The 1133-nt window shown below is 65.8% G+C and carries 1 protein-coding gene; it reads left to right on the forward strand.

What is annotated here, in order from left to right:
- Window positions 1–324 precede the first annotated feature (324 nt).
- On the forward strand, window positions 325–984 hold the full coding sequence (gene eda, locus QRO91_RS22435; RefSeq protein ID WP_049429315.1) for a bifunctional 4-hydroxy-2-oxoglutarate aldolase/2-dehydro-3-deoxy-phosphogluconate aldolase: 660 nt from the start codon (window positions 325–327) through the stop codon (window positions 982–984).
- The last annotated feature ends 149 nt before the right edge of the window (window positions 985–1133 follow it).

A 1133-nucleotide genomic window follows, 5' to 3' on the forward strand; every position in this document is an offset into this window, starting at 1 on the left:
TGTCTTTTTGGGGCGGGCGGGGGGCGCGTGTTGGCGGGGGTTTGTATTACTAGGTTTTTTTTGTGGTGGCCAAGTATGCGCCGGGGGGGGGGGCGCCGATTTTGGATATGGACCTATTAAAAAAAAACCCGCGGAAGGATCCCGGGGCTGGGATGTAGACCCCCCGGGCCGGGACACGCATTAAACCCATCCTGGGGGGGACGAGCGCGCAAACCAGCCCGCACACGGTCCCGGCCAGGGCGCTCTACTGCCCTTGGACAATTCCCGGCGCGTCATCTGCGCTGCGGCCACTGAATCAAGAAGAGCAAAGGCAAGGGCAAAAGCATGGGTATCGAACAACATCAGGTGAAGGCGGCGGAGCTGTTGCATGCGGCGGGCATCCTGCCGGTCGTGACGATTCATACGCTGGACCAGGCGCGGGCGGTCAGTGCGGCGCTGCTGGAAGGTGGTTTGCCGGCCATCGAGCTGACGCTGCGGACGCCGGTGGCGATGGAAGCGCTGGCGATGCTCAAGCGTGAGCTGCCGGATGTAGTGGTGGGCGCGGGCACGGTGCTGACCGTGGAGCAGATGCAGCAGTCCATCGACGCGGGTGCGGATTTCCTGGTGACCCCGGGCACACCGCCAGCGCTGGCTGATGCACTGGCCGCTGCTCCGCTGCCGGTGGTACCGGGCGCGGCCACGCCGACCGAGCTGCTGTCGCTCTACGCGCGCGGCTTCCGCGTGTGCAAGCTGTTCCCGGCCACGGCCGTAGGCGGGCTGGCAATGATCAAGGGCCTGGCCGGCCCGGTCGCCGACCTCAAGCTGTGCCCGACCGGTGGCATCACCGAAAATACCGCTGCCGAGTACCTTGAGCAGAAGAACGTGGTCTGCATCGGTGGTTCGTGGATGGTGCCGGGCAACTGGATCGCCGACGGCGAATGGGACAAGGTGCGCGCCAGCGCCGCCGACGCCGCGAAGATCATCAAGCGCGTTCGCGGCCACTGACAAGAGGATCGGGGTCGGATCCCTTTTCCGGCGGGAAACGGTTCCGCCCCCCCCCAACGACCGGGCGCACCGCGGGACCCCGAGATGCGTTTGCGTCTTTAATAACGGGTGGTACCCCACCGAAAAATTCCGTTGGCCCGTGGCGGGGA

This window comes from Stenotrophomonas maltophilia group sp. Smal32 (assembly GCF_030237085.1).
Classification (GTDB): Bacteria; Pseudomonadota; Gammaproteobacteria; order Xanthomonadales; family Xanthomonadaceae; genus Stenotrophomonas; species Stenotrophomonas maltophilia_Q.